This is a genomic window from Streptomyces sp. NPDC027189 (assembly GCF_055566975.1).
Genome location: NZ_JBVHRI010000037.1, coordinates 1 through 23,870 on the forward strand (window position 1 = coordinate 1; position 23,870 = coordinate 23,870).

The following is a 23,870-nucleotide window of genomic DNA, read 5'->3' on the forward strand; positions in this document are numbered from 1 at the left end:
ACATCGCCCGCAAGGGCGAGGCTGTGTGGATCGCGGGGCGTGAGTCACGCGTCCCTGCCACCCCATAGGGGTGTCTGGACGGAGGAGCCCACCCAGCAGCCAGCTGGGCGCTACCTCCAAGCCCGGCCGTTCACGGCCGGGTCAAGTTGACTCCCCCTGGGTCTGGTGCGGAGTACGGTCGAGCAGACGGGCGATCTCCGCCTCGCCGTAGCCGAGTTCGGCCAGTACGTCCTGACTGTGCTGTCCCAGCGCGGGCGGCGCGGAGCGCACGGGCGGGCGCTCGCCGCGGAAGTTCACCGGGACGGCAACCTGCTGGAGCGGGCCGACGACAGGGTGGTCTGCCTTCTGGACGATGCCGAGCGCCTCTGTCTGCGGGCAGTCGTAGACCTCGTCGAGAGTGCGGATGGGGGTGACAGGCACGCCCGCGTCCGTTCAGCAGGCCGCACCAGTGGGTCGCGGTGTCGCCGGTCAGGACCGCGTTCAGCTCGGTGTTGAGGCGCGGCGGTTGTCGACACGGTCGCGGTTGGTGGCGAACCGCGGGTCGTCGGCCCACTCGGGGTGGCCGACGACCGCGGACAGCTTGCGGAACTGGGCGTCGTTGCCGACCGCGGTCACGAAGTGCAGGCGCGGCGGGTTGGCGTCGGCGAGCCTGGGTGGGCCGCCGGAGCTGGCCCTGCGGGACCTGAATCCGGTCAGGCGGTAGGTTGACCGTGAGGCAGCTATGGCCGATGAGGTACACATCCGGCTCCTCGGCGGTTTCGCTGTGACGGTCGAGGACCGCCCGGTCGCCGCCGGGGCCTGGCGGCTGCGCAAGGCCCGGAGTCTGCTGAAACTGCTGTGCCTGTCACCGGGCCACCAGATGCACCGGGAGCGGCTCTACGACCTCCTGTGGCCGGACCTCGATCGGACGGCCGCGTCGAACAACCTGCACCAGGTACTGCACGCCGTGCGGCGTGCGCTGGCCTCCACGGGGGCGCCGGGGGACGTCCTCGTGCTCCGCGACGACATGGTGCTGCTCGGCCCTGCCGGCGGCGTCCGGATCGACCTCGACGAACTCGACGAGGCGGTCCGGCGGGCCTCGCACGGCGGCGGGACGGCGGACTATCGTGCCGCGCTCACCCTGGCCGATCCCGGGCTGCTGCCCGAGGACCGTTACGAGCCATGGGCCGGTGAGGCGGCCGCGGCGCTGGAGATGCGGCGTACGACGCTCATGCTGGGGCTGGCCGAGGCGCTCGAGCGCGATCACCGCACGGCCGAGGCCGTTGACGTGCTGCGGGCCCTGGTCGCTCAGGACCCCCTGCACGAGCCCGGCCACCGGGCGCTGATGCGGGCGCTGGCCGACGCCGGGCGGCGGCGGGAAGCGCTCGCCACGTACGAACGTCTGCGGGACGCACTCCGCCGTGACACCGGTGCCGATCCCGACCCGCAGACGCGCCTCCTCTTCCGTGTCCTGCTGGCCGACTCGGTCGAGGCGCGGGAACAGCGGCTGGACATCCCGCGGCACAATCTGCCGGCGCCGGCGACTGCCCTCATCGGCCGGGAGCGCGAGATGGCCGAGGTGGAGAAGCTGCTCGGGCGCAGCAGGCTGCTGACCCTCACCGGGGCCGGCGGCTGCGGCAAGACCCGGCTCGCGCTCGCTGTGGCATCTCGTCGGGGCGACGACTTCCGGGACGGGGTGTGGTTCGTGGACCTCGCCGCGCTGACGGAACCGCACCTCGTCCCCGAGGCGGTCGCCGCGGTCCTCGGGCTGCGGCTCCCGCCGTCCGGCCGGGCCCGGGAAGCGCTGATCGCGCAGCTGGGCGGCCGGGACATGTTGCTGGTGCTGGACAACTGTGAACACCTGGTCGACGCGTGCGCCGCCTTGGTCTCGGAGGTCATGGCACACTGCCCGGGCGTCTTCGTGCTCGCGACCAGCCGGGAGCCGTTGCGCAACTACGGGGAACGTACCTTCAGGGTGCCGTCCCTGGGTCTTCCGGATCCGCGTCGGCTGCCGGCCGTGGAGGAACTGGGCCGGTTCGCTTCCGTGCGGCTGTTCGTGGAGCGGGCCGCCGACGCGGCCCCCGGATTCCGGCTGACCGCGGGGAACGCGGCGGCCGTGGCACAGATCTGCTTCCAGCTCGACGGAATGCCCCTGGCCTTGGAGCTGGCGGCGGCTCGGGTGCCCGTGCTGGCCCCGCGCCAGATCGCCGAACGGCTCGACGACGCCCTGGCCCTCCTCGGCCGGGGCAGCCGGCACGGCGTGACCCGCCAGGAGACGCTGCTGGCCACCTTGGAGTGGAGTCACCGGCTGCTCGACGACGAGGAACGGCGCCTGTTTCGCCGGCTCGCGGTCTTCGTGGGCGGGTTCTCCCTGGCCGCAGCCGAGGAGGTATGCGCCGAGGGTACGGCCGACAGCTCGGTGCTGGACCTCCTCGGGCGGCTGGCCGATAAGTCCCTGGTGCTGGCGGAGCCCCGGCAGGACGAGGTCCGCTACCGACTGCTGGAGACGATCCGCCAGTACGCCATGGACCGGCTGCGGGCCGCCGGGGAACTGGCCGCCACCGAGTCCAGGCACCGGCGTTTCTATCTGGCACTCGCCGAGGCGCGGGACCGCGAGCCGCCCACCGGCGTTTCGGGGGCGCCATCGCTGGAGTTGGAGGCCGACTACGGCAATCTCCGGGCCGCCCTGCGCTCGTCCCTGCGCCACGAACCGGAGAGCGCGCTGCGGCTGGCCGTGGCCCTGCGGTCGTTCTGGCCGGAACGGGGACGCCTCGCCGAGGGCCGGCGCTGGCTGGAGGACACGCTGGCCGCCGCACCGGAGCCCACCCCGCAGCGGGCCAGAGCGCTGATGGGGCGGGCCGTGCTGGCGATCCGCCTCGGTGACAGCGCCTCGCTGGAGGGCATCGCCGAGCAGATCGTCGGGATCCACCAGCGGCGACCGGACCCGGCGGCGCTGGCGTCCGCGCACTGTCAGCAGGCGGTCCTGCTCTGGATGGGCGGCGCGTGGGACCGCGCCCGTACCGCTCTCGACCTGGCCCGCGCCCTGGCACGCGACGCGGGCGCCCCCTCGGTCCTCGCCGCCGTCGCACACCTCGACGGAGTCTGGGCCGTCTGCCGAGGCGAGGGCTCGGTGGCGCGCGAGGCCTACCGGGAGAGTCTCCGGCTGCTGGAGGTCGTCGACGCCGAGAGCGCCCCGTTCTTCCCGGTCATGACACCGGGGTACGCGGTCGAGGTCGACGTGGCGGGGCAGGTGTCTCTGTTCTACGAGGAGACGGTGCTCGTCGGCCGTGCGGTCGGCCCGTCCCGCGCCCGCGGCCACGCCCTGGCGAATCTGGCGTGGGCGTGCCGCCTCGACGGCGACACCGACGCCGCCGCCCTGGCGGCCGAACGCAGCGTCGACTGCTTTCGCGCGCTCGCCGACCCGCACGGCGAATCCCTGGCCCTCAACACGCTCGGCAACCTCCACCGCTGCCAGGGCGACCGCGTCGCGGCACGGACGTACCTCGACGCGGCGCTGGCGATCAGGCGCCGACTCGGCGACCGCCGGGAGGAAGGCATCACCCTCGGTTGCCTCGGTCTGCTCCACCTCGCCGACGGGGACACCGAGAGCGCCGCGGCCACCCTCTCCCGCGTCCTCGCGGGCTTCGAGGAGACCGACGACATCCCGGGCATCACCAACAGCCTGCTGCACCTCGGGCTGGTGGCCCGGACCGCGGGAGACACGGCGCGAGCACGCACGCTGCTGACCCGCGCGCAGAGCCTGGAGCATGTCGCCGGGTCGGCCTGCGCCGCCGGATGGGTGGCCCTCATGCTGGCGCGGCTCCAGTGGCAGGCGGGCGACGACGGCGCCGCAGAGGCGACGGCCGCCCGGGCCGGTGACCTCTTCACCCGCCTCGGCGACACCCGCGGCCCGGCCGTCCTGCGGCGCACGCTGCCATCGGCGACCACCTTCCAAAGCGGCTGCTGAGTGAGTGCTAAGAGGCGCTGCCTACGGTCCTGACCATCAGCACAAGCACGCACACCGAGGAGCCGACCATGTCGATCGACACGGCAAAGGGCGTTCTGGGGGATGCCACCATCGCCGAGCTGGAGTCAGGCCTTCGCGGCACCGTTGTCCGCCCCGGCGACGCCGCCTACGACGAGGCCCGGGCGGTCTGGAACGGGGCCCACGACAAGCATCCGGCGCTGATCGTGCGTTGCGCCGGGACCGCGGACGTGATCCGCGCCGTCGAGTTCGCACGCAGCCAGGACCTGCTCGTCGCCGTGCGCGGCGGCGCTCACAGTATCGCCGGGTTCTCGACCTGCGACGGCGGCATCGTCATCGACCTGTCGCTCATGAAGGGCGCCATAGTCGATCCGGTGCGGCGCCGGGTCGTCGCTCAGGCCGGTATGACGTGGGGCGACCTCGACCATGAAACCCAGGCCTTCGGCCTCGCCGTGACCGGCGGACTGGTCTCTTCGACCGGTATCGCCGGCTTCACTCTCGGCGGCGGCGTTGGCTGGCTCCTGCGCCGCCACGGTCTGGCCTCCGACAATGTGACGGCGGCCGAGGTCGTCACCGCGGACGGCCGCGTGGTGCGTGCGGACCCGCGAGAGAACTCGGAGCTGTTCTGGGCCCTGCGGGGTGGTGGCGGCAACTTCGGTGTGGTGACCTCGCTCGAGTACCAGCTGCACACGGTCGGGCCACACGTCCTGGCCGGCCTGATCTTCTACCCCCTCGCCGAGGCCCGGCAGGTGATCAAGGGCTGGCGCGAGCTGACCGGAGACATGCCCGACGAACTCACGACACTCGTCAATCTGACGACGGCACCTCCGCTGCCGTTCCTGCCCGAGGAAGTCCACGGCACCCGCGTCGTGGTGCTGGCCGGCATGTACGCGGGCGACCCCGCAGCCGGCGAGGCGGCCGTAGCTCCGCTGCGTACGCTGGGGACACCTATCGCCGACCTCATGGGCCCCATGCCGTACATGGGCATGCAGTCACTGCTCGACCCGCTGTGGACAGCCGGTGCCCACAACTACTTCACGTCGGCGTTCATCGAGCCGACCGACGCCGCGATCGACGCGTTGCTGCGACACCACCTGACGACGCCCACGCCCTTCAGCGAACTGCATCTGCACCAACTGGGCGGTGCCTACGCCCGCGTGCCCGCCGAGGCCACGGCCTTCAGCCAGCGTGAGGCGAGCACCCTGTGCAACGTGATCGCGCGCTCCCCCGACGCGACGGGCTTCGACGCCCATGTCACCTGGGCCCGCAACGCCCGCCAGGAGATCGCACGCCACGGCCATGGGACCATGTACGTCAACTTCACCGGCGACGCCGCCGAGGACAAGGTCCACGCCTCATACCCGAACGCGGTCCACGAACGGCTCGTGAGAGTCAAGGACGCCTACGATCCCACCAATCTGTTCCGCCTCAACCAGAACATCCGCCCCTCGGCCGCGGCGTGACCCGGAGCTGGTGTTCGGCGGCGGGCGGCGAGCTGCCGCAGCCTGGTGAGCCACTCGGCGGTCTCGGGCAGGTTGCGGACCTGGACGAGGTCGCCTGCGGGGCTCATCTTGGTGGGCAGGGCCCACCTCGACTGCCCCAGGTTGAAGGGGGCAGGGTCCCCATCGAAAACGATGATGGTGTCGGCACAGCCGAGTCCGTGGAGGGGCCGACATCAAGCGCAAGATCGCGACCACCGCCCCTTCGGCGCTGCTCGCCCTGCCGCCACCTGTCCCCCGCGGCGGCGCCCGACTCCCGTACCGCTCATGCCCCCTGGCCGAGCGGGCCAACGCGCTCCAGGTGCTGGCCGCGGCCGTCCTCTGGGGAGAACTCGGTACTCGCATCAACTGCCTTTCCCTCGGCATCGTCATGGCTCCGACGGTCCGCGAAGAGATGAACGGCCCCTGCGCTCAGCTTGGCTTCGGAGCAGTGCGGATGGGTCTGGGAGTCACGAGCGAGACGGCGGTGGTGCATGAGCCGGCCGAAGGTCCGCTCCATCGCCCAAGCACACTGCGCTTATGGATAGTCAATGCAGTGAGCGGACGCCGATAATCGGCCGTGAGGGCCTGCAGCGGTTGGTCGCTGTGGCCCGACGGTTGCGGGGCCGGCTGGGCGATGAGGGGAACGGGTCGTCATGCGCGACGACAGTGACGTCGGCCCCAGACAACGATTCCGGTGGTGCCGGACGGGCAAGTGTGGGCGGCGCTGCCGGAGGTGAACCGGCAGGCGGTGGTGAGGCAGTTGGTGCGGCTGGCGAGCCGCGCGTTGTCGGTCATCGCGACGGCGAGTGAGCGGGACCGGCGATGACGTCGGTGATGCCGTGGGAGCGGCCCGGCAGCAAGATCGACGACCGTCATCTGCAGCGGCTCGCGGTGATCTATGTCCGGCAGTCCACCCGCCAGCAGCTCGTCGAGCACCAGGAGTCGACCCGGTTGCAGTACGCCCTGGTGGACCGGGCGGTCGCGCTGGGCTGGCAGGCGGACCGTGTCCTGGTGATCGACGAGGACCTGGGCAAGTCGGGGTCCAGCGCAGTGGCCCGCACCGGTTTCCAGCGGCTGGTCACCGAGATCGGCCTGGACCACGTCGGTCTCGTGCTGGGGATCGAGATGTCCCGTCTGGCTCGCTCCGGCAGGGACTGGTACCAGCTGATCGAGCTGTGCGCCCTGTCGGGTGCGGTACTGGCGGACACCGACGGGGTCTACGACCCGGGCGAGTACAACGACAGGCTGCTGCTGGGGCTCAAGGGCACGATGAGCGAGGCCGAACTTCACCTGATCAAGCAGCGGATGTGGAGCGGGCGCCTGAACAAGGCCCGCCGCGGCGAGCTGGCCTTCCCCCTGCCCAGCGGTTACATCCGCCGCCCGTCCGGGGAGGTGACTTTGGACCCGGACGAACAGGTGCAGACCGTGATCCGCCTGATCTTCGCGCAGTTCGAACGGCTCGGCACGTTGCACGGTGTGCTGCGCTATCTCGTCGAGCACGACATCCAGTGGGGCATCCGGCTGCGGGAGGGGCCGGACAAGGGCACCCTGGAATGGCGCAGGCCGAACCGGATGACGCTGCAGAACCTGCTGCACAATCCCGCCTATGCCGGCATCTATGCCTACGGGCGGCGCCGGATCGACCCGCGCCGCCAGGACCCGGCCCGGCCGAGCACCGGACGGGTCGTCCGCTCCCGGGACGGATGGCATGTGATGATCCCGAACGTCCTGCCCGCCTACATCACCGTCACCCAGTTCGAGACGAACGAGGCGAAGCTGGCGGCCAACCGCGCCCGCGCGGAAGCCATGGGCACGGTCCGGGGCGGCCCCGCCCTCGCGGCCGGGCTGGTGCACTGCGGACGCTGCAACCGGCGCATGAGCGTGCGCTACCACACCCAGCACAGCAAGGCCCTGCCCGAATACGTGTGCGCCCGGGACAAGACCAACTACGGCGCGGAGAAGAACTGCCAGCTGCTCAACTCCGCCTGCGTGGACGCCTTCGTCGAGCAGCAGGTCCTCGCGGCACTGACGCCCGCCGCCGTCGAGGTGTCCCTGCGCGCGGCCGACCAGGTCCTGGCCGAGCGCGCCGAGCTGGAACGGCTGTGGTCACAGCGGCTGGAACGCGCCGCGCAGGACGCCGACCGGGCCCGCCGCAGCCACCACCTCGCCGAACCGGAGAACCGCCTGGTCGTGCGCCAGCTGGAGAAGGAGTGGGAGGACGCACTCGCCGCCCAGCAGCAACTCCGCGAGGACTACGACCGCTTCACCCGCAGCAGCCCGCACGTCCTCACTCCGGCCGAGCGGCAGACCCTCACGGCTCTGGCCGGCGACATCGAGGGTTTATGGCGTGCGCACAGCACCACGACAGCGGACCGCAAGGAGATCGTCCGCGCGGTCGTCGACAAGGTCGCCGTCACCGTGCTCGGCACCAGCGAGCGGGTGAAGGTCACGATCGTCTGGGCCGGCGGGACCACTACGGCAGAAGAGGTCATCCGCCCGGTCCAGCGGCTGGATCAGCTCAGCTACTACCCGCAACTGACCGAGCGGATCCGCGAACTCGCAGGCCAGGGCATCGGCGCCAGCGGGATCGCCGACCGTCTGGAAGCCGAGGGCTTCCGGCCGGGCAAGGGCGGCAAACGGATCTCCGCGGCCACCGTCCGCGACCTCATGCGCCGCCTCGCCTGCCCCGCAGGCCGCGTCCACCGGCACCGTCCCGCACCACCCGGCGAAGAGCCCGGCCCCAACGAGTGGTGGCTCAAGCACCTGGCCGCCGAGCTGGACATGACCACCTCCACCCTCTACGCCTGGATCAACCGCGGCTGGATCACCACCCGCCGGGAGAGCCACTGGCCCCACCGGCTCATCGCCCACGCCGACCAGCAGGAACTCGCCGAACTCCGCGAACGCCGGACACGTCCGCCCGGCTGGTACAGCCGCCGCATCTGGACCGAGACCGCCGAAACAGAGCAACAGACTCCATGAGTGCACTGTGCTTGACAGATCTCGACGGCCCAGCGTCACGGGATCACCTGGAACGCAACCTGCTTGTCGCCCACAACTGCGCTGCTCCCGATCCTCGGACGCGTACCAGCGGAGCCGGAGTGACGTCACGTGATCACGGGGCTCAGCCTTGAGGCTCCTGCGGTTTGCCCTCGACCTCGCGCAGACTCTGGCCTGTGAGTTCGGTGCGTGCCTCGGTGCGGTGCCCCCGGGCGATGTAGTCACGCACGACTGCTTCGACGGCGTCCTGGGGCGACCCGATCCCGGCCAGAACCATCACTTCCACCACCAGTTCGGCATCGAGACTGATGTTGACCTTGGCCACGAGCGCCCCCTCCATCGGACCGGGACTCTAACAGCCACACTGCTCGCAGGGGCTCGTTCGAAAGACACCGCGCCGTAGCCGCGCGATGCGACAAGCTCGCGGTCCTCGCTGGTGACGCCGGAAGGCCGCGGCCACCTCGTGCTGGGCCGCGGTCCGGCCCGGGTACACCTCAACCACCTGTCCGCACCGGTGGATCGTTCGCCGGCCGGCGTCCAGCAGCAGGCTGTGGTCGGGCGCTGGTTTGCTGTTCGGGCCGGTCCTGGGTGTGGCGGGTGCCCTGGGTGTGGCGGGTGCAGCCATCAAACGGCCTGGGCAGATCGGCTTGCTTGCCGCGTTGACAGTGCTGGTGAGTGCTGCCGTGCAGACGGTCGTGAAACCGGGTGGAACAGGCGCAGTCGCCGACGATCGTGTACGGCCGGTCAAAACGGGCGTGATCTCTCCCAGCGAAGCATGGACGCGAGGGTCTGCAACCCTCTTCGGCAACGTCCGCGCAGCGCACTCAGGATGAGGGCGGTACCGACTGCGATCAGGTGCTCACGGCCGGCCAGGTTGGGTTCGGCGATTGACTCCCACACCATCGATCCACTGGTGAGCGCGAACACGATGGGGGCGCGCCGGATGACCGCGAGGTAGGTGAACAGGCCCACTACCGCGGCGGAGGGTCCGGTGTCGAGCACCTGCCCGGTCCCGGGTGGCAGACCCAACCCGCACCAGCTGGGGCCCATCGCGATCATCACGCGGACGGTGAGAGTGCCGGCCAGCGTCGTGACGTACGCAATGGCCAGCGTCCGGGCACGTCCGAGCGTGAGTTCCGCGAGAGCGAACGCGAGGAACAGCTGTGTGATGCCTGCCCACACCGGCAGGTCGAGGGCCGGGACGTACAACGACACCGGAGTGCGCAGCAGGGCCAGGGGCAACGGCAGCTCGGCCTTGACTCCGCCGACGAGCCGCACCACCACTGCGCCTGTCGGCCGTTGGGCAATCGCGTGAAAGAAGATGACCCCGAAGGCGGCCAGGAACGCCAACGAGAGTCCGGACAGCCCACGACGCAGGAGCTGCCGTACCGGCTCGACGGCCATGCCGTACCACTCGTCACGCAGCATGCGCCCGGTGAACCATGCGATCCGGCAGAACGCTGAGCGCAGTTGCGCTTGTCCGCCGTGGCTCATGGCCGGCGACAGCGAACGGTCACCCACTGCATCGCTACGCGCACGGTCCTCCCCCATACCGCTGCGACGCCCGTCCGCCGCCCGAAGCAATGGCTTCTCCCCCCCATACGCCCACAGGACGCTCACAGAACGCCCATCGTATAGATCGGAATCCCCAGCCCGATCTCCCCCTGGCGACCTCGTGTGGGGTGAGCGGTGAACGGCATGACACGTCGTCGTTGGCCCGGTTGTGGTGGGTAACCGGGCACGTACTGCGATCACCGGAGTCAGCGGATCACCGGCTCGTCACGGAAGTGATCGCTGAACTCGTCGTGAAGATCCATGTGTTGCGCCATGCGCGGCACCGAGCCGGGCTCGCGGCACGGCCACGACTTCGCACGGTAGCGGCCGGAGCGAGGCATAAGTCTCCGGACTCGGATCCTCACTCAACCGAGAGCTACATCGGTCGGCCCCAAGGACCAGTGTTGTGATTCCCCGCTCGTGGTCATTTACCGGGGAGTTGTCTGGCCGCGACTGTGACCGCGAGTGACCTGTGCGGCCAACTCACCTGTCCGATACCCCCGTACGCCGGCAAGGGGGATGATGGCGGTTGTGGCATTGTCGACGGCGTTCACGAAGTTGTTCGGTGTGCAGCACCCGATCGCGTTGGCGCCGATGGGCGGATCGGCCGGTGGTGCGCTGGCGGCGGCCGTCTCTCGCGGAGGCGGGCTCGGGCTGCTGGGCAGCGGCACCGGGGATCGGGACTGGCTGGCCCGCGAGCTGCCCATCGTCGCCGAGGGCACCGGAGAGCCGTGGGGGATCGGCTTCCAGACCTGGGCGGTCGATGTTGACGCGGTCGAGCGTGCGTTGGAGCACAACCCCAGCGCGGTGATGTTGTCCTTCGGGGACCCGAGCCCGTTCGCTGAGCGCATCCGCCAGGCAGGTGCGGCGCTGATCATTCAGGTCACGGATCTGGAGGAGGCCAGGCAGGCGGTGGACCTGGGCGCCGACGTCATCGTGGCGCAGGGAACCGAAAGCGGTGGGCATGGCGCCCGGCACGGGCGATCAACATTGCCGTTCGTACCGGTCGTGGTGGACCTGGCGGGAACGGTGCCGGTGCTGGCGGCCGGCGGGATCGCCGACGGCCGCGGCGTGGCCGCCGCCCTGGCTCTGGGGGCCGCCGGGGCGCTCATCGGCACCCGCTTCCAGGCCACGGCCGAGGCCCTTGTCGACCCCTCGATCGCCAAGGCGCTCGTCCAGGGACACGGGCAGGACACAGAGCGCAACCGCATCCTCGACATTGCCCGAAGCTCCCGATGGCCGTCGAAGTACACGGCTCGCACCCTCGGCCACCCGTATCTCGACCAATGGCGAGGCCGGGAAGCGGAACTCGCGGCGGACCCCGCGGCGGCCCGCCTGGCCTATCAGGCTGACGTGGAACGAGGCGATGTGCCCCCGCTGCCGGTATGGGCGAGCGAGGCCATCGACCTCATCACCGACCTGCCACCCGCAGCCGATCTCGTCGCCGCCTTGGCCGCGCAGGCCGAGGACGCTCTGGCCCGGGCGGGAAGGCACTGACTGGAACGGACTGCAATGGCCCGCCAACAGCGGCCACGGCCGAGCTCACACCGCCACGGGCATCCGGCAGAGAGATCCTCCAGCTCCAGATGATCGCTCAGAGTCACATCCGTAACTGGCCGTCCGTGGGGAATTCTTGGTCGCCGCTGTCAGACCGGCTTTACTGCCAGAGGTCAGCTCCGTCGCGTCCACTGGGATCCATCGTCAGGAGGTCTTCATGCAGGCCCGACAGGGGCCGCCCAGTCGGGGCGCCATCTTCGCTCGACTCCATGACCACCCAGCCGACATCCACACCTGACACGTTCACGTCGCCGCCGACGTCAAGCTCGTCGAGCGTCGCGAACACCGCCTCATACGCAACAGCTCGGGCCAGGCGAACAAGGTTCTCCCGGTCCGCCCCGGCGGCAAGAAGGCTTTGGGCAGCCGGCAGTTGATCGAGCGAGCCCGGGTCGGACCAGTCGCCAATCGCACCGCGCCACAGACTCCGCAGCAGCACGAATCGCGCGAGCTGCGGAAGGCCTTCTTCGATGTCCGACTTGATCAGGTCGAGAGAATCGGTCACTCCGAGGACACCGAACTGGGCACGCAGCGACTCCGCAGCAGCCTTCTGCGGCACGTCCAGGCTGTCCAGCCAAGCCCGCCATCCTGATTGAGGATCACTCACGGCACCAGCATGCCCTACGTCCAGGGCCACCAAGTGGTCGGTACATCGGGCTCCCGGCACAGCAATCCCTGCGGTTCACGGAGCTGCGGCCAGAGCCGAGTTGGTTGTGGCCACGCTTCGGTGAAGGATCAACCCGATGGGCTACGGCCGGACCATGCATCGGCCGTAGCGGTCATGGAAGCACCATCGACACCCGGTCGAGATCGGTCGGCATGGCGAGACATCCCGCCTTCGCTCGGTGCTGGGGCCTTCCCCCGTGAAGGTGGGCACGCGGTTATTGATCACGCGGCGAGCGTGAGTTTAGCGGTGTGGTGTCGGCGTTCGTATTCGTTGGGGCTGAGGTGGCCGTTGGCGGAGTGCCGGCGGCGGGTGTTGTAGCGGGTCAGCCAGGCGAAGACGGTCCTGCGGCAGGTGCCGGCGTCACCGTAGTCGTGGGCGCCCTGGAGGGTCTCGCGTTTCAGGGACGCGTGGAAGCTTTCGCAGGCCGCGTTGTCGGCGCTGGTGCCGACCGCGCCCATCGACCGGGTGACCCCGAGTTGGTCGCAGAGGCCGGCGAAGGCCCGGGATCCGTATTGGGCCCCGTGGTCGGAGTGGAACCATCCAGGCGGCCGCGGGTCGAGGCTGCCATCCGCAGTGCGTCGGCGACCAGGTCGGTGCGCATGTGGTCGGCGATGGACCAGCCGACGACCTTGCGGCTGAAGCAGTCCAGCACGGTCGCGAGATAGAGGAACTCCCCGCCTGCGAGCGGGAGATACGTGATGTCGCCCATGTACTTCCGCCCCGGCCCGATGGCGGTGAAGTCCCGCTGGAACAGGTCCGGAACCGGTGAGGCTGCCGGGTCCGGGACGGTGGTGCGCACGCGTCTGCGCAGGCGGATTCCGGTGATGGAGAACGTCCGCATGATCCGGGCGACCCGCTTTTCGTTGACCCGCCGCCCTTTCTCGCGGAGCTGGGCGGTCACTCGCGGGGAGCCGTAGGCGCCGCCGGACTCGCCGTGGACTGCGCGGATCTCCTCGGCCAGGACCCGGTCCTCGTGCTGCCGGGCGGCCCGGGCCTCGGCGCCGGCGAGCCACTTGTAGTAGCTGGACCGGTTCACGTCCAGGACGTGGCAGAGCCGCTTCACCTCGTAGGTGTCCGACCTCGGGGAACATCGGTACAGCCGTTGGCGCTGAGAACGATCATGGCCCGGCCGGTGTGAGCGCGCTGACGCGGTTCTCGTACTCGCGGCGGGCCTTGCGCTGCGCTGGGACCGCGGGGACTCCGCGGCCGCCGTCGAGGGGCTGGCAGTGGGCGAGGAGTCCGAGGTGCACGGCGGGGACGGTGGTGACGCGCAGGGTATAGCCCTGGCCACGTCGTACGGTCACGCCCTGGTCGAGCGCGGCCCGCTCGACGTCGTCCAGCTCGGCGGCGCGGAGGAAGTCGGCGACCTTGCCCGGCATGTCGAGGGTGATCGGCAGCTCCGGCGCCGGGACGTCCTCCTCGATGGCGGCGTGGTCGGGCATGAGGTCGGCGACGGCCGTACGGATCGCGCCGCGGCTCGCCGTGGTCGCGGGCGAGAGCGGCGATGGAGCGGCCTTCCAGGTACGCGGCGCGCACGTCGGCGGTCTTCGCGGCCGTCACGGCGGGGCGGCGCCCGCCCTTGCTCCCCTTGGCTTCGGCGGCGCGCAGTCCGTCGTAGGTCAGCTCGCGCTGGAGGTCGCGCTGAAGTTCGCCAGCGGCGGCGAGGGTCTGCACCATGAACTTCACGGTGGACAGCAGCTCGCCGGTGCGCGGGTGGCGGGCGGTGAGGTCCATCGCGGAGAACGCGCCGTCGTGGATGCGCAGCGCCACCTGGTAGCGGTGCAGGACGTCGAGCACGTCGAGGATGTGTCCGGTGCCGCGTACGAGGCGGAACATCTCGGAGATGTGCACGGTGTCGCCCGGCCGCGCGTAGGTGAGCAGCTCGCGGAACTTCGGCCGCTGGAGCGGGTGGAGGCGGCTGGATGTGCCCGGGTCCTCCTCGAAGGCGACCGGGTCCTCGATCCCGGCCTCGTCCAGGACGAGGTTCTGCCGGGCGGTGGACTGCTGGTCGGTCGAGACCCGCTTGTAGACCAGGTTCGCCACTGGGGGCCCCTTCCGTACGGAGGAGCGGACCCTATCTGTCGTCAAACCCTGTCAGCAATCACCATCGGATCTGATTGGATTCGCGCCGCCCCGAACCCCCGGATTGCACGGGTTCATTGGACGCCTCGGGCGCCCGTCGGCAAACGATCGTTTGACGACAGGCAGGCTCGCCTCTGGGAGTTCCTCAAACGATTACTTGGCCAGCCACATAATCGGTGCTACATTTATGTGGCTGGCCACGGAAGTTGGTCGGTGCGGCATCCCACTTCAAGGAGAGCAGTCATGAAGGCCATCGTTTTCGACACGTTCGGCGGCACCGAGGTGCTGCACGAGGCGAAGATCGACACTCCCCAGCCCGGCCCCGGCCAGGTCCGTGTGCGCGTCCTGGCTGTCGGCGTCAACCCGGTGGACGGCAAGATCCGCTCCGGCGGTATGGAGGCCATCTTCCCCACCACCCTCCCCGCCGTGCCCGGCGGCGAGATCGCCGGAGTGGTCGACGCCGTCGGCGAGGGCGTCGATCACCTCAAGGCCGGGGACGAAGTCCTCGGCTGGTCCGACACCGGCTCCTACGCCCAGTACGCCCTGGCTTCCGCGGCCGTCCTCGCGCCCAAGCCCGCCGGTCTGGACTGGACGCACGCCGCCGCCCTGCCCGTGGCGAGTGACGGCGCCGAGCGCGTCCTGGACCTGCTCGGTGTCACCTCCGGTGAGACGCTGCTGATCCACGGCGCGTCCGGGGCGCTGGGCACCATCGCCGTCCAACTGGCCGTCGCACGCGGCGCCCGCGTTATCGGCACCGCGGGCCCGGTCAACCAGGAGTACGTCACCTCCCTCGGCGCCACCGCACTGGTCTACGGCGACAACCTGGTCGAGCGTGTCCGTGCGCTTGCCCCCGAAGGGGTGGACGCTGTCTTCGACGCCGCCGGCAAGGGTGCGCTGGAGGACTCCATCACTCTGCGCGGCGGCACGGACCGGATCGTCACCACCGCCGACTTCCGCGCCGCTGAGCTCGGCGTCGTCTTCGCCGAGGGGCCCCAGCGCCGTTCCGCCGCTCGCCTCGCCGAGCTGGCCCAGCAGGCCGCCGACGGCACCCTGGTCACCACGATCAGCGCCGCCTACCCCCTCGCCGAAGCGGCCAAGGCCCAGCAGGCCAGCGACGCCGGCCACAACCGCGGCAAGATCGTCCTCACCGTCAACTAGTCCGCCAGCCCACGTGCTGTGTGATGAGGGAGAACCATGTCAGACCCCACCTCATCGGAGCTTCCGAACACGGCGGGAGCGGGGCCGTTGAGCTACGCCATCTTCCAGCTCGCCCGCACCCACCGCGCCCAGGCCGCCGGCATGCTGCGCGCCATGAACCTGCACCCGGGGCAGGAGCTGCTGCTGATGCAGCTCTTCGACCACGATGGCCGGACCCAGGCGGAACTGCTGGAGCGGGCCGGTCTTGACCACTCCACCGTTTCCAAGTCCCTGCGCCGTATGCAGGAGGCCGGGCTGCTCACCCGGGAGCCCGCCTCCCACGACCGGCGGGTCATGGTGGTCCACCTCACCGACGCCGGGCGTGCTCTCCAAGAGCCCATCGCCGACATGTGGCGGACTCTGGAACAGGTTTCCGTGCGCGACCTGACCCCCGACCAGATCCAGGCGTTCACCACATGCGCGCGCATCATCGAGAAGTCGGTCAGGGACCACAGCCGACAGCCACCTTGCGAGTAAGCGGGCACGGAGAGCCGGCTGACTTGCCGGCACCATCCGTGTCCTGAGGACATGCTTCAACTCCGCCCGTGATCGGCGTATCAGCGCGGCGGGAACGCACGAACACGCACGTGGGGCCTCTGCGGTCCCGTCGGCGCTACGCGGGCGCAGCCCCGTGCCCGGACCCGCGCGCAGTGATGCCTCGCAGGTCGGCGACGCAGCAGATGCCCCCGTTCTCTTCCATTTTTTGTGACAGCAGGGAGATTCTCATGACGAACGTATTCGCCCCGGTGGATGTGGCCGGCCGGTCGCTGGCCAACCGCATCGTGATGGCGCCGATGACCCGCAGCCGGGCCAACGGGCCGGGCGCCACCGCGACCGACCTGATGGCGACCTATTACAGCCAGCGAGCGAGCGCCGGCCTCATCGTCACCGAAGGCATACAGCCCTCTCCGGTCGGCCAGGGTTACCCCGACACACCGGGCCTGCACTCGCTGGAGCAGGTCAGTGCCTGGCGCAAGGTCACCGACGCCGTCCACGCCAAGGGTGGGGTGATCTTCGCGCAGCTGATGCACACCGGCCGCATCGGCCATCCCAGTCTCCTCCCCGCCGGTCTGCACCCCGTCGCGCCCTCACCCGTCGCCGCGAAGGGCCAGGTATTCACCCACCAGGGACCGGTGGACTTCGTCACCCCGCAGGAACTGGACGCCGACGGCATCGCCCGCACCATCGCCGACTTCGCCGACGCAGCACACAACGCGATCGCCGCGGGCTTCGACGGGGTCGAGATCCACGGCGCGAACGGCTATCTCATCCACCAGTTCCTCGCCCCCAACACTAACCAGCGCGCAGACGGCTGGGGCGGTGATGTGGCAGGCCGGATCCGCTTCGCTCTGGAGGTGACTGCAGCCGTCGCAAAGGCGATCGGCGGCCACCGCACCGGCTTCCGCATCTCGCCCTCAAACCCCTACAACGACATCGCCGAGCACGACGCGGTGGACGCGGAGAGCACCTACACCACGCTGGTCACCCGGCTCGGCGAGCTGAACCTGGCCTACCTGCACATGATCGAAGGAGCCGACCGGGAACTGACCACACGCCTGCGCAAGCTCTGGCCCTCGACGTTCATCCTCAACCCGCTCACCCACCCACAGCCCACCGGCCCGGACGCACTCACCCTCATCCATGACGGAACCGCAGACATGATCGCCTTCGGAGCACTGTTCCTCGCCAACCCCGACCTGCCCGCCCGCCTGGCCGCCCAAGGCCCCTACAACACACCGGACCCCGCCACCTTCTACGGCGGTGACCACCACGGCTACACCGACTACCCGCACCTGTAGGACACGCCCTCACCGCGGGACGGACTCTCACTCTGGTCGGCCGCTTGCATCCTCCGGTTCACGTTTCGTCGTCCTCATCCAGCTCCCGCGTGTCCGGGTCGCGCAGCGGACGCAGGGCGCCGGCGGCCGGGACGCTGGCGGTGAAGCTGTAGCGGCCGAGCAGGTTCAGGTTGCGGTGCTTGAGCGGGGAGAGCCGAGCGATGTCCTCCTCCCGGATCTCATGGCCCTCGGCCTGGAGCTGGGCGACGGCGGCGTCGATGTACTTCGTCGTCCAGAGCACGATGGCGTTGAGGACCAGGCCGAGCGCGCCGAGCTGGTCCTCCATCCCGTCCCGGTACGCCTGGTGGATGGTGCCGCGCTTGCCGTGGCACACGTCCCTCGCCAGCTTGTGACGAGACTCCTGCACGGTGAGCTGCCGGTTCATCTGACGGCGGTAGGTGTCGTCCACCGGGTCGACCACCCGCAGCAGGTGCTCGGTCTTCGCGATCCGCCCGTACTCCGCGAACGCCGTCCCCAGCGGAGTGGGGCGCCCCTCGCGCCCGAACATCCGCAGCAGGTCGTAGGCGCGGACCTGGTTGGTGACCAGGGAACCGGCGACCTTCAGCATGTCCGGCCAGTGCGTGATCACCTTGTTCAGGTTCACGCGGTTGCGGGCCAGGTCCTCCACCGCACCGTACGCGCCGGTCTCGACGCCGGGCATTGTGGCCCGCCAGAACCGCTGGTCGTCCAGGTCGCGGAACCGGGGTGAGAAGTTGTAGCCGAGGATCTTGAACAGGCCGAACACCATGTCGGAGTAGGAAGCGTTGTCGGTCGCGACCATCTCCGGCTTCACCCCGCCGTCCAGGTTCAGCAGCGCGTCCAAGATGTGCAGGGAGTCGCGCGGGGTGCCGGGGACGACCATCTGCCCGATGCCCGCGACCTGGTCGTTGACGGCGTTGAGCCAGGTGATGCCGCGCTTGAACCCGAAGTACTTCGGCGACGGCGCCGCGCTGATCGTGCGCACGGGCACGACGAACCGCAGTCCGTCCACCGAGGCGAGCAGGCCGTTGCCCCAGAACTTCACGATGGGCACGGCGGCCTGGGCCTCGATGAGCCGCGCATTCGCCGCGGCGATGGTCTCGGCGCGCAGGTAGTACTGGTCGACGTGCACGAGCCGGGCCCGCGTCAGGGCCTCGTGGCCGGGGTTCACCACCGGAGCCAGGCCGATGTTGCACGCCTCGGACACCAGCAGCGCGACCACCGAGGTGGACAGGTCCTTCATCCGGGTGGTGCCGTCCCCCAGGTGCACGAAGGCGTCCAGGAACCCGGTCCAGGCGTTCACCTCGAACAGCAGGTCCGGCAGGTCGATCTTCGGGAGCATCTTCTCGACCCGCTTGCGCAGCCAGGTCAACGACTTCGGCTCGCCGAGCGCGCCGAGCTTGTCGACGTGCAGCTTCACCCGCCCGTCGTCAGCCACCTCGACGGAGACCTTCGCCGCCGGCCCCGCCTCCTCAAGGCGCTCGGCGAGCTGCTTCCACCCGGCGTCCAGGCCCCGCACCAGCTCCGCCAGATGCTCCTCGACGGGCATGTCCAGGCTCAGGGCCGCCAGGACGTCCTCGCACACCGCCTCCCACTCGGGACCCTCCAGCAGGCGGGCCCGCGGGTTGGACCAGCGGTGCGAGGGCGAGGCAAACACGTCGCGGTTGTTCAGGCCCCGGTGCAGCTGCTCCAGCACGCACACCACGTACGCATCCCGGTCCACCGCGCCCTGCGGCAGGTCGGGGCTGGCGTACACCGCCTTGCGCCACGCCGGAGGCACCAGCTTGTCGTCCACCTCGCGCGGCAGCAGCGGCTTGACGCCCGTCTTCCGCCGCGCCAGCGCCGGCAGGCTGCGGACCCCGGCGAGGACCCGCTTGCCCGCGCTCGCCGCCTCCAGCGCCTTCGACTCGCCCAGCAGCGACAGGAACGGGCGCACCGTGGCGTACCGGGTCGCGAGCGCGGCCCGCATCGCGACCTCGGCCGAGCCCTCGTCCTCGGGCACCAGCGCGACCACCGTGGCCGCGGCGGTCATCACGGCGGCGCGCGGGGCGACTTCCTCCAGCGCCGCCCACAGCGCGGCCACGTCCACATCCGTGCCGTGCTCCTCGACCAGCTCCAGCTCCTCGAACAACACCTTCGCCGCCCGCGCGAGGGTCCGCGACGCCTTCTCCAGCTGAGGGAGCGTGGACAGGCGCTCCTTCTCCGTCTTCCGCTTCGCCGTGCTCAGCAGGCGGGTGGCCATGAGGACCTGGAACAGATCCAGCGCCTCGTCGATCGCCTTCGCCTCCAGATGCCGCATCACCGCGGTGAGCATCGCCGTACGCTTCGGCTCCGCCGCCCGCTCCAGCAACGCCGCCTTCGATCCCAGCGCGTACCGGGCCAGCGACGCCATCCGGTTCGGCGGGATCTGCGACAGCTTCAGCCGCCCGAGCTGGAAGGCGCCGATCTCGTCCACCCGCTCCAGCGCGCGGGCGAACGCCGTGCCCGTCGTCCGCGTCGGCGGCCGGCGCAGCCGCTCCAGCTCCGAGAACCGCGAGCCCTCCGGCGTCCTCAGCGTCGCCACCAGGTCCCCGGGCAACGCCGCATCCGCGCGGCGGGCGGCTCCCGCAACGGTGGCGTGCAGCCGCTGGTCCGCGACCTTGCGGACCTCCGACACCTGCCGGGCCAGCACGCTCACCCCCGGCAGCAGCACGCGGTTGCGGCGCAGCCAGCCCACCGCGTGGTCGAACAGCGCCTTCGGCCCCTCAGCGTGCGTCCACGCCCGCCCGTGCAGGAACGTACGGAACCGCCGCGACCACTCCGGGTCCTCGTACTCGTGGTACTCGTAGGCGTCCCGGATCTCCCACGCGTGCTCGTACGCCGTCTTCGGCCGCTCGGTGTACCGCTTCACCACCGACGGGTCCTCGATGCCGAGCTGCGCGGCCAGGTGCTCGACCACCGGCCACGGTGCGTCGAGCGGGTCGTCCGGGAGGAACCGGCCGATGTAGCGCACCGTGCACATCTGGAGCGCGAAGCCGAGCTGGTGGTGCGTCGAGCGCCGCAGCGCGATCAGATCCCGGTCGACGTCGTCCAGGAAGAAGAACCGCTCCAGCTCAGGGCAGGTCGGCTCCTCGGCGAACTCCCCGTACGCCTCGGCCTGCTCATCAGTCAGAAATTCCACCGGCACGAAGCGGACCGTAGCCAGCCCCGGCACCCGCCCGGCGATCTTTCCGCGAACCCCAACGGAGCCCCCAGCCCGTGTGCTAACCGACCATGATCGTTCTCAGCGCCAACGGCTGTACCGATGTTCCAAGCGCCGCCAATTGCATCGGATGCGAACTGGCGACGGTATGCGCGTCGCGGCCGGGTGGTGTGAGGCTGAGACAGCTGATCAGCGACATCAGGCGTCAGGGTGCCTTGTGACCGTAGCGCTTAGCGAGGGGTAACGGGGAGTCCTTGTCACTCGTGGGGGTGGATGGTCTGCGGTTTTGGCTCCGACTCGCACTCGATGCGGTTTTCTCGCATCAGATGCGAGTGACGGAGAGTGGTGGCCGGTGAGGTTCAGAGGGACGGTGCCGGGGGCGGCGACGCTGCACCTGGCGGACGGGGTCGCACTGCTGCGGCCGGAAGAGCAGGTGTTCAGCGCGATGCTGGGCGGATTCGCCAATCAGCAGCTCGCACGGAACCTCGCCCGCTCAACGGTCGAGGGCCGGGAGAACACGGTGAAGGCGTTCGCCGCCTACGTGAACGCCTTTCCGTGGCAGTGGACGCCAGCGATGGTCGACGAGTGGCTTGGTGACCTGCGGTCATTGCGTGACCTGAAGCGCTCGACGATCCGCTCGTACTCCGAGGCCGTCCGCTCCTTCTGCCACTTCGCCACCGATCCCCTCTACGAGTGGGCCAACACCTGCGAAGAGAGGTTCGGTTCCCATCCGGTCCAGGTCGTGCACGAGTGGAACACCGCCGTTCACGTCCAGGACAACGAAGCCGATGCGAAGAAGCGGGCCTTCACCAAGGCCGAGTTGCACGCCTTCTTCGCCCACTGTGATGACGAGGTCGCCCGCATCCGGGCTTTCGGCCGCAAGGGCTGGCTGCCGGCCTTCCGTGACGCGACCCTGTTCAAGACCGCGTACGCCTTCGGCACAAGGCGAAACGAAACGCGGATGCTGGACGCCGCCGACTTCGGCCGCAACCCGCACGGAGCCGAGTACGGCGAGTTCGGCCTATGCCGGGTCCGCTTCGGCAAGGCCAAGAAGGGCTCCCCTCCCAAGCGCCGTTCCGTGCTGACCGTGTGGGACTGGACTCCCGACATCCTGGACGAGTGGTTCACCGACGTCCGGCCGCTGTTCGGCGCCGAGGGCAACCCCGCGGCGTGGCCCTCGGAGCGCGGACTGCGCATCGGCTGCCAGCGGCTCAACTCCCGCTTCATTGCCTACCGCCAGGCCCTGGGCATGGACGAAGGGCTGGACTTCCACTCCTTCCGCAGGTCCTACGTCACGCACCTGATCGAAGACGGCTGGGACCCGCGGTTCGTCCAGGAACAGGTCGGCCACGACCACGCGAGCACAACCTCGATTTACACCTGCGTCAGCTCGGACTTCCGCACTCGCACGCTGCGGCGACACCTGGACGGCACTGTCGCCGCCGCGCTGGAGAGTCAGAACCGGAGGCAGTTGTGAAACGCAAGGTCGGCTACACATGGAAGCTGCGTGAGGTGATGGCCGCACATGGCATCTTCACCACCACCGAGCTGGTGCCGATGCTGCGCGACCGGGGCATCGAACTGTCCGCCTCGCAGATTCACCGCCTGGTCTCCGGCACGCCCGAACGGCTCTCCCTCCAGGTGCTGGCCGCGTTTTGCGACATCCTCGCCTGCACACCGGCCGACTTGGTCACGACAACCGCCGAGAACGCCGGAGTCCGCAAGGCCGCGACCGGTGACGTTCCGGCCCCGCCGTCAGCGGTCGCGAAATTGCGACCCCGGCCGGCCCGGATTCTGCCCGACGCATGAGCCCCACCTATACCCCGGAAGAGTGCGAGCGCTGGCACAAGAGGACCTGCGCCCGCTGCCGCCGGCGGGGCTGGTTCGCCGCCCGCTGGCCCGATGGCCACGTCTGCCGCACCTGCCACGACAAGGCCCTCCTTGTCCGCGGCACCTGCCCCAGCTGCGGCGACGAGCGCGCGCTGCCCGGCCTGCGGCCCGGGGACGGCACACGAATCTGCTCCGATTGCGCGGGCTTCATGATGTCTTACCGATGCTCTCGCTGCGAGAGGGAGGACAAGCTCCACCGGGCCCGGCTCTGCACTCGATGCACCATGGCCGACCGGCTCGACGAGCTGCTGGGTGACGGAACCGGCCGCATCCGTCCGGAACTCCTCCCACTGGTCGACTCGCTCCTGACCATGGACCGCCCCCTGTCCGGCCTCGCCTGGCTGAACAGGAACAAGGGGAAGCCCGGCTCCACGGCTGACCTCCTCCGGCGACTCGGTCAAGGCGACATCGAGCTGACCCACGAGGCCTTCCACTATCTCCAGCCTTGGCGGGCCGCCGCACACCTGCGGGAACTTCTCATGACCTGCGGCATCCTGCCTGCCATCGATAAACGGATCTGCTCGTTCGAACGATGGCTTATCGAGCACCTCGCCAGCATCCCCGACCCTGACCACGCTCAGATCATCCGCCGGTACGCCACCTGGGAAGTGCTGCCACGGCTACGCACTCGCGCCGCGAAGAGGCCGGTCACACCAGCCGCCCGCAGACGCGTCGCGGACCAGGTCAAGCAGGCCACCTCGTTCCTCGACTGGCTCGTCGACCGGGGCCACACCCTCGCCACCTGCGGCCAAACCGGCATCGACGCATGGCACGCCGAACACAACCAGCACGCTGGCAACACCATCCGGAACTTCCTGCTGTGGTGTTCGGCCAGCAAGCTCACCCGGCCCTTCCGGCTGCCTCCAATGCAGATCAGCCGGGCGGCACCGATGCCGCAGGCCGAGCGCCTGGAGCTGATCGGCCGCCTTCTCACCGACCCGAGCCTGCCTCTGCGAGTCCGGGTTGCTGGGAGCATCGTCCTGCTTTACGCCCAACCGCTCAGCCGCGTCGTCCGCCTCACTCTGGACGACGTCACCCGCACCGACCAGCAGACCCTCCTCCGGCTCGGCGAGCCGCCGTCCCCCGTTCCCGAACCGCTCGCGGAACTCCTGTTCCGCTGGATCGACAGCCGGGACAACATGAACACCGCGACCAACCACGCATGCCGGTGGCTGTTCCCGGGCCGCCGAGCCGGGCAACCGATCCATCCCGACGTTCTGGCAGCGCTCCTCAACGACATCGGCATCCCCGCCACCGCCGGTCGCACCGCCGCGATTCGGCAACACGTGCTGGAGATGCCCGCCCCGGTCGTCGCGGAGGCTTTGAGCTATCACCGGGTCACCGCGGCCAAGCTGGCCTCCGAAGCCGGAGGCACCTGGAGCCGATACGCCTCTGGGGACCACTGGCGGTCACCACCAGGCTGGACCCCTCGGAGAACTGGTGACAGTTGAATACCCGAGCCCACCAGTACCGAGGCCGAAGT

Annotated in this window: 16 protein-coding genes and 4 pseudogenes; 11 read left to right on the plus strand and 9 right to left on the minus strand. The window is 69.9% G+C overall.

All coding sequences use genetic code 11. The features are described 5' to 3' along the window. Nucleotides 1-141: 141 nt before the first annotated feature. Nucleotides 142-813: pseudogene (locus tag ACZ4RZ_RS45080) on the minus strand (CoA transferase). On the opposite strand from ACZ4RZ_RS45080, the gene ACZ4RZ_RS45085 reads away from it, so the two are divergent. Both ACZ4RZ_RS45085 and ACZ4RZ_RS45090 read left to right on the plus strand, forming a co-directional pair. Next, nucleotides 722-3,946 (plus strand): tetratricopeptide repeat protein, encoded by a 3,225-nt coding sequence (locus tag ACZ4RZ_RS45085; protein WP_467753379.1) that lies wholly within the window; start codon nt 722-724, stop codon nt 3,944-3,946. The pseudogene ACZ4RZ_RS45080 and the gene ACZ4RZ_RS45085 overlap by 92 nt on opposite strands. Nucleotides 3,947-4,014: 68 nt before the next feature. Continuing rightward, the gene (locus ACZ4RZ_RS45090; RefSeq protein WP_467753380.1) at nt 4,015-5,427 is read left to right on the plus strand and encodes an FAD-binding oxidoreductase; all 1,413 of its coding nucleotides are present in this window, start codon (nt 4,015-4,017) and stop codon (nt 5,425-5,427) included. 450 nt (nt 5,428-5,877) lie between these two features. Here the strand turns inward: ACZ4RZ_RS45090 and ACZ4RZ_RS45095 are convergent. After that, nucleotides 5,878-5,968, minus strand: a pseudogene (locus tag ACZ4RZ_RS45095) (IS5 family transposase); the annotation flags it as partial. A 174-nt stretch (nt 5,969-6,142) separates the two neighbouring features. Between ACZ4RZ_RS45095 and ACZ4RZ_RS45100 the strand changes: the two are divergent. Continuing rightward, entirely contained in the window at nt 6,143-6,271 is a 129-nt protein-coding gene (locus ACZ4RZ_RS45100; RefSeq protein ID WP_467753381.1) for a hypothetical protein, read from the plus strand. Beyond that, complete coding sequence (locus ACZ4RZ_RS45105) at nt 6,268-8,427, plus strand: recombinase family protein (protein WP_467753382.1); 2,160 nt, start codon at nt 6,268-6,270, stop codon at nt 8,425-8,427. The genes ACZ4RZ_RS45100 and ACZ4RZ_RS45105 overlap by 4 nt, the downstream gene beginning before the upstream one ends. A 142-nt stretch (nt 8,428-8,569) precedes the next feature. On the opposite strand, the gene ACZ4RZ_RS45110 is transcribed toward ACZ4RZ_RS45105, so the two are convergent. Together ACZ4RZ_RS45110 and ACZ4RZ_RS45115 are read right to left on the minus strand one after the other, a co-directional pair. Next, a complete protein-coding gene (locus ACZ4RZ_RS45110; protein WP_467753383.1) occupies nt 8,570-8,770 on the minus strand; it encodes a type II toxin-antitoxin system VapB family antitoxin in 201 nt (66 codons plus the stop codon). A gap of 419 nt (nt 8,771-9,189) precedes the next feature. Next, on the minus strand, nt 9,190-9,873 hold the full coding sequence (locus tag ACZ4RZ_RS45115; RefSeq protein ID WP_467753384.1) for a hypothetical protein: 684 nt from the start codon (nt 9,871-9,873) through the stop codon (nt 9,190-9,192). 657 nt (nt 9,874-10,530) lie between these two features. Here ACZ4RZ_RS45115 and ACZ4RZ_RS45120 point away from each other — a divergent pair. Continuing rightward, nucleotides 10,531-11,496 carry a nitronate monooxygenase gene (locus ACZ4RZ_RS45120; protein ID WP_467753385.1) on the plus strand — a complete coding sequence of 322 codons (966 nt, stop codon included), beginning with the start codon at nt 10,531-10,533 and terminating at the stop codon, nt 11,494-11,496. A 160-nt stretch (nt 11,497-11,656) separates the two neighbouring features. Here ACZ4RZ_RS45120 and ACZ4RZ_RS45125 read toward each other — a convergent pair whose 3' ends face one another. The 4 genes and pseudogenes from ACZ4RZ_RS45125 to ACZ4RZ_RS45140 form a co-directional block, all read right to left on the minus strand. After that, nucleotides 11,657-12,160: a hypothetical protein gene (locus ACZ4RZ_RS45125; RefSeq protein WP_467753386.1), complete on the minus strand. Its 504-nt coding sequence runs from the start codon at nt 12,158-12,160 to the stop codon at nt 11,657-11,659. Nucleotides 12,161-12,441: 281 nt separating this feature from the next. Then, nucleotides 12,442-13,295 (minus strand): annotated as a pseudogene (locus ACZ4RZ_RS45130) (IS3 family transposase); the annotation flags it as partial. A 43-nt stretch (nt 13,296-13,338) separates the two neighbouring features. Next, the gene (locus tag ACZ4RZ_RS45135; RefSeq protein ID WP_467753432.1) at nt 13,339-13,662 is read right to left on the minus strand and encodes a resolvase; all 324 of its coding nucleotides are present in this window, start codon (nt 13,660-13,662) and stop codon (nt 13,339-13,341) included. A gap of 199 nt (nt 13,663-13,861) precedes the next feature. Continuing rightward, nucleotides 13,862-14,263: pseudogene (locus ACZ4RZ_RS45140) on the minus strand (recombinase family protein); the annotation flags it as partial. A gap of 282 nt (nt 14,264-14,545) precedes the next feature. Between ACZ4RZ_RS45140 and ACZ4RZ_RS45145 the strand changes: the two are divergent. The 3 genes from ACZ4RZ_RS45145 to ACZ4RZ_RS45155 all read left to right on the plus strand — a co-directional run bounded on the left by ACZ4RZ_RS45145 (nt 14,546) and on the right by ACZ4RZ_RS45155 (nt 17,298). Next, on the plus strand, nt 14,546-15,460 hold the full coding sequence (locus ACZ4RZ_RS45145) for an NADP-dependent oxidoreductase (protein WP_356011282.1): 915 nt from the start codon (nt 14,546-14,548) through the stop codon (nt 15,458-15,460). Nucleotides 15,461-15,496: 36 nt separating this feature from the next. Further along, complete coding sequence (locus ACZ4RZ_RS45150) at nt 15,497-15,976, plus strand: MarR family winged helix-turn-helix transcriptional regulator (protein WP_356011279.1); 480 nt, start codon at nt 15,497-15,499, stop codon at nt 15,974-15,976. 248 nt (nt 15,977-16,224) lie between these two features. Then, nucleotides 16,225-17,298, plus strand: a complete 1,074-nt coding sequence (locus ACZ4RZ_RS45155; RefSeq protein ID WP_399095232.1) for an alkene reductase — start codon at nt 16,225-16,227, stop codon at nt 17,296-17,298. A 58-nt stretch (nt 17,299-17,356) separates the two neighbouring features. Here ACZ4RZ_RS45155 and ACZ4RZ_RS45160 read toward each other — a convergent pair whose 3' ends face one another. Then, complete coding sequence (locus ACZ4RZ_RS45160) at nt 17,357-20,482, minus strand: Tn3 family transposase (protein ID WP_467753387.1); 3,126 nt, start codon at nt 20,480-20,482, stop codon at nt 17,357-17,359. 367 nt (nt 20,483-20,849) lie between these two features. Here ACZ4RZ_RS45160 and ACZ4RZ_RS45165 point away from each other — a divergent pair, with 367 nt between their 5' ends. The 3 genes from ACZ4RZ_RS45165 (at nt 20,850) to ACZ4RZ_RS45175 (ending at nt 23,838) form a co-directional block, all read left to right on the plus strand. Beyond that, nucleotides 20,850-21,974, plus strand: a complete 1,125-nt coding sequence (locus ACZ4RZ_RS45165; protein ID WP_467753388.1) for a tyrosine-type recombinase/integrase — start codon at nt 20,850-20,852, stop codon at nt 21,972-21,974. Next, the gene (locus ACZ4RZ_RS45170; RefSeq protein WP_467753389.1) at nt 21,971-22,306 is read left to right on the plus strand and encodes a helix-turn-helix domain-containing protein; all 336 of its coding nucleotides are present in this window, start codon (nt 21,971-21,973) and stop codon (nt 22,304-22,306) included. Before ACZ4RZ_RS45165 ends, ACZ4RZ_RS45170 begins: the two co-directional genes overlap by 4 nt. A gap of 305 nt (nt 22,307-22,611) precedes the next feature. Beyond that, the gene (locus ACZ4RZ_RS45175; protein WP_467753390.1) at nt 22,612-23,838 is read left to right on the plus strand and encodes a hypothetical protein; all 1,227 of its coding nucleotides are present in this window, start codon (nt 22,612-22,614) and stop codon (nt 23,836-23,838) included. Nucleotides 23,839-23,870: the final 32 nt, after the last annotated feature.

Bases quoted from the DNA above. Each gene is read 5' to 3' on its own strand.
- ACZ4RZ_RS45085 (WP_467753379.1), top strand. From the start codon at position 722: ATGGCCGATGAGGTACACATCCGGCTCCTCGGCGGTTTCGCTGTGACG.
- ACZ4RZ_RS45090 (WP_467753380.1), top strand. From the start codon at position 4,015: ATGTCGATCGACACGGCAAAGGGCGTTCTGGGGGATGCCACCATCGCC.
- ACZ4RZ_RS45105 (WP_467753382.1), top strand. From the start codon at position 6,268: ATGACGTCGGTGATGCCGTGGGAGCGGCCCGGCAGCAAGATCGACGAC.
- ACZ4RZ_RS45115 (WP_467753384.1), bottom strand. From the start codon at position 9,873: ATGCTGCGTGACGAGTGGTACGGCATGGCCGTCGAGCCGGTACGGCAG.
- ACZ4RZ_RS45135 (WP_467753432.1), bottom strand. From the start codon at position 13,662: ATGCCCGACCACGCCGCCATCGAGGAGGACGTCCCGGCGCCGGAGCTG.
- ACZ4RZ_RS45145 (WP_356011282.1), top strand. From the start codon at position 14,546: ATGAAGGCCATCGTTTTCGACACGTTCGGCGGCACCGAGGTGCTGCAC.
- ACZ4RZ_RS45150 (WP_356011279.1), top strand. From the start codon at position 15,497: ATGTCAGACCCCACCTCATCGGAGCTTCCGAACACGGCGGGAGCGGGG.
- ACZ4RZ_RS45155 (WP_399095232.1), top strand. From the start codon at position 16,225: ATGACGAACGTATTCGCCCCGGTGGATGTGGCCGGCCGGTCGCTGGCC.
- ACZ4RZ_RS45175 (WP_467753390.1), top strand. From the start codon at position 22,612: ATGGCCGACCGGCTCGACGAGCTGCTGGGTGACGGAACCGGCCGCATC.